At 62.8% G+C, this 4,634-nt stretch carries 1 protein-coding gene; it reads right to left on the bottom strand.

All coding sequences use genetic code 11. The annotated features are described in order from the left end of the window. Nucleotides 1–430: 430 nt before the first annotated feature. Nucleotides 431–4,634, bottom strand: a 4,204-nt coding sequence (locus tag JGU71_RS29510) for a non-ribosomal peptide synthetase (RefSeq protein WP_199708701.1), incomplete at its 5' end; no start/stop codon positions are given.

The following is a 4,634-nucleotide window of genomic DNA, read 5'->3' as shown; positions in this document are numbered from 1 at the left end:
GGCGAGTTGCGAGGACCGCTCGTCGAGTTCGGCATAGGTCAACGAACGCCCCGCGCAGGTGACACCAACCGACGTCGGGTTGGCCTCGACAGCCGCCGCCAAGATCTGAGGCAACGTAAGGCCGCGGCTTCGTGCTCGCCTCGGCCGTCGGGACGCACCTGCGGGACGGCTCGCGCGCGGCGAAGAAGCCGCGCGACTCGACTCGTCTGAACGGGCCTTCGGATCCAGCTTGTCCACCTCCAACGACTCGTCTCCTGCTCCGCTGCACTCGACGAGTCGGGCACCGCAGGTCCAGATCAGCGCGAGCGGGGGCAAGCGCCGACTGCCCATCGTATTCAACAGGTCCAAGTCCTCGTCGAGGTCGGAGCAAAATGCCTGGACATTGCGGCAGCGCAGGGCTCGAGCCGTGGACTTCCGCTTGTAACAAGTGCTACTTCGCGTCGACGATCCGCTCGTCCAACATTGGTCCGATTACCGCAGCCGAGGCTGCGGACAGCATGTCGCCGTGCGTGCAGGGAAGTTCGACTTCGACGACCTCGCCGGTGACAAAATGCCGCCATTCCTGCCGGCCACACGCCCGATCAACCTCTTCGGTCGCCGAGAAGTAGAGCAGGTCGCCGTCGAACACCGCCGGCTCGAAAGCCGACGATATCGGCAGCGAACGTACTGCGCCCGCATACATGCGCTGCACTCGTTCGGGGGTCAGCGAAACAAGTTCGTCGGGGATCGATTCGAGCAGAGTTGTTGCACGCTCGATCGACAACTCGTCGGTGCTCTCGTCGTCCGCTATGTCGATGCCCAACTCGGCGAGCAGTCCGACAAGTTCCGACCGGAATCGGTGAGGGTCGGTATGTCGTGTGCTGTCCAGCATCACAAGTGTTTCCACGTCGGTACCGTCGGCTTGCAACTGGGTGGCGATCGCATGCGCGATCACGCCGCCGAGCGACCAGCCGAGCAGATGATAGGGCCCATGCGGTTGGACCGTGCGGATCTCGTGGACGTAGCGCGCTGCCAGAGCTGTGATCGACTCGACGCGAGTATCCCGCTCGAGTGCCACCGGCGTCTGCAGACCGTAGACCGGTCGCTTCGAGTCGAGGTGCGGCAGGAGGCTGGCGTAATTCCAGGACAGACCGAACATCGGGTGCACGCAGATCAATGGTGCGAGGTTGCCGGATCGCCGCAGTGGCAGCAGCACCTGCAGTGCTGAATCAGGATCAGCGGCAATGGCTCCCGCCGACTCCTCCGACATTCTTGCCGCAAGTTGCCCGACCGTCGGGGTCGCGAACAGCCATTGCACGCGGACGGCGATACCACTCGCCTCCTTGAGCCTCATTGCGAGTTGTGTTGCCAGCAGCGAGTTTCCGCCAAGTGCAAAGAAGTCGTCGTCGAGACCGACCTGCGAAACTCCCAGCACCGCGCCGAACACGTCTGCAACGACCCGCTCGATTTCCGTTGTGGCACTGCGGAAGATCGCCGACGCGAACGTAGGTACCGGTAGCGCGCCTTTGTCGAGCTTGCCGTTGGCGGTCAGAGGAATCGAATCGACGACCACAAATGCCGAAGGCACCATGTATGGCGGCAACGAGCTGGAGACACCCTCGCGTAGCTCGTCGAGATCGATCGATTCGCCTGGCGTGGGAACCACGTACGCGACGAGACGCTGATCGTTGGTGTCGTTTCGTACAACTACGACGGCCTGGCCGATCGAGGCTCCTGCCAGGACAGCTGATTCGATCTCGCCGAGCTCGATTCGGAAGCCGCGGATCTTGACTTGGTCGTCCGAGCGACCCAGGTACTCGAGTTCACCGGCGGAGTTCCAACACGCGACGTCGCCAGTTCGATACAGGCGTTCGCCGCTGTCGTCGAACGGCGATGCGACGAAGCGCGCTGCCGTGAGATCTGGGCGCCCAAGATAGCCACGTGCGAGTTGTGCACCCGCAATGTACATTTCGCCACGCACTCCGGCAGGAACCGGCCGGAGGCGAGAATCCAAGACGTACACCCGAAGGCCAGGAATCGACCGCCCTACGACGCTTCGAGTTGTGGAGACGGCCGTCTGCTGATCGAGCTCACGCAGCGACACATGGACTGTGGTTTCGGTGATGCCGTACATGTTCACCAGCTGTGGTGCGTCGTCGGGATGGCGGCTGTACCAATCGGCCAGACGTCGAACCTCGAGGGCTTCACCACCGAAAATGACGTAGCGCAATGCGAGTTCGCTACCTTCGGACACTCGATCTGCTTCGGCCAGTTGGTAAAACGCAGATGGAGTCTGATTGAGGACGGTAACCCGTTCGCGGCGAAGCAGTTCCAGAAAATCTTCAGGAGACCGCGACGTCGAGTAGTCGACGACGACCAGGGATCCGCCGTACAGCAAAGGTCCCCAGAGCTCCCAGACCGAAAAGTCGAAAGCGTAGGAGTGGAACATCGTCCAGACGTCGTTGTGGTCGAAACCGTAGGCCTTCTCGGTGTTCGCGAGGAGCTTGACGACGTTGCGATGCGGAACAGCAACGCCTTTCGGGCGGCCGGTCGATCCAGAGGTGTAGATGACGTAGGCGAGGTTCGACGGGCAAAGCGGCGACGAGCGGTCGGAGTCGCTGATCGGATCAGGTCTCACACTCGCCAGGTCGAGGGTGTCGAGGGTGAGCACCATCAGGTCCGCGGGGAGCTCGACACCACTCGCCGATGTCGTGATGGCACAGACAGGTCGAGCGTCGCCGAGCATAAACTCGATGCGTGCCGCGGGGTAGGACGGATCGACCGGTAGGTATCCGCCGCCGGCCTTGACCGTGGCAAGCAACGCGACTACCAGGTCCAGTGAACGCGGCAGAGCAATCGCAACCAGCGACTCGGTGGTAACGCCGCTCTCGATCAGTCTGCGAGCCAACCGATTCGAGCGCTCGTCCAATTCCGCGTACGTCAGCGCAGTATCGCCGAATCGGACGGCCACAGCGTTGGCATACGCAGCGGCGATGCAATCGAACCGTTCGACAAGTGTGAGCTCAGCGCCGCAATCGTCGCCGGACGAGACCCACTCGGTCGACACGTGCCGACGCTCGGTCGCGTCCAGCAGATCGATGTCGCCGACGGGGACCAGGGGATCGGTTGTAACCGCCAACAGAATGCGTTGCAGCCGTTCGGCGAAGGACGCGACGGTGGCTTCGTCGAACAGGTCGGTCGCGTAGGCCACGACGCAGTGCATACCTTGTGCATGGCCGTCGGCGTCGATTGCGGCGGTCACCGTGAGTTGCAGGTCGTAGGTCGTCGTAGTGACGTACGACGGCATCGAGCTGACCGCAAGGCCGTCGACGTCGAAGGTCGGGGCAGCCTGGTTGTGGAAGGTGAGCATGACCTGAAACAGTGGATGCCTGGCCTGCGACCGCGGTGGATTCAGGACTTCGACCAACCGCTCGAACGGCACGTCCGCATTGGCGAGTGCAGCGAGATCGCCTTCTCTGTTGTCCCGCAACACTTCCGCGAAGGTAGAGCCGGTGTCGACGTGGGTCCTCAGCACAAGGGTGTTGACGAACATTCCGACGAGGTCGTCGAGCGCCGCGACTCCGCGGCCGGCGACAGGCGTTCCCACCGCGATGTCACCCGTGCCTGACAGTCGTGCGAGCAAAACGGCGAGTGCGCTGTGCACAGCCATGAACAACGTCGAGTTGTGTTCGCCGGCAAGCTTGTTCAGGCCTCGATGCAGTTCGACGGGAACAGTGAACTCGTACGAGTCTCCTCGTTGGGAGGCGACTTCCGGGCGAGGCCGATCGTGCGGCAGGTCCAGCTGCTCGGGTAGGGCGTCGAGATGTGTTCGCCAATAGGCCATTTGGGTGGACAGCACACTGTCCGGATCCGATTCGGAGCCGAGCAGGTCCTGCTGCCACAGCGCATAGTCGGCGTATTGCACCGGTAATTCGCCCCAGGCGGGCTCAGCGTCGATCGCGCGCGCTCCGTATGCAACCAGTAGATCACGAGCGAGTGGGCCCATCGAGAAGCCATCGGCGCTGATGTGGTGGATCGCCAACGCAAGTACATAGTCGGAGTCGCCGAGCTCCAGAAGCGAGCCGCGAATCGGTACCTCGGTGGTGACATCGAAACCTGCGCCGACTATTCCGGCGATGCGTGCCGGAAGATCGTGTGCCGAGACTCGCTCCGGAACGAGGTCAAGCGCAAAGGCCTCTTCGTCCAGGATCACCTGCTGGGGGCGGTAGCCGAGCTGGGGATACATCGTTCGCAGCGACTCGTGGCGGGCAATGACATCGCGCACGGCCGCGCGGAACGCGCCGACGTTCAGATCACCCGACAACCGCACAACGAGTGGAATGTTGTACGCCGCCGATCGCGGATCCAGCTGATTGATGAACCAGATGCGTTCCTGCGGTGGGGAAAGCGGGATCTGCTGCGGCCGGATCGCGGGAACAAGAGGACGGCGCGTAGCGCCGGTCCTTCTTCGGGCGTGCGCCCCGAGAGCAGCGGCCGTCGGATAGGCGAACAGATCTCGGATCCCGAATGTTGTGTCGAGTGCGTTGTTGGTGCGGGCGATGACGCGCATGCCGATGAGGGAGTTGCCGCCGAGTTCGAAGAAGTTGTCGTCGGCGCCGACGTGTTCGGCGTCGAGGAGTTCGGTGAAGATGTCG

The organism is Antrihabitans stalagmiti (genome assembly GCF_016482825.1).
Taxonomy (GTDB): Bacteria; Actinomycetota; Actinomycetes; order Mycobacteriales; family Mycobacteriaceae; genus Antrihabitans; species Antrihabitans stalagmiti.
Note: the sequence above shows the minus strand (reverse complement) of the source record. Positions and strands in the feature narration are given on the sequence as shown.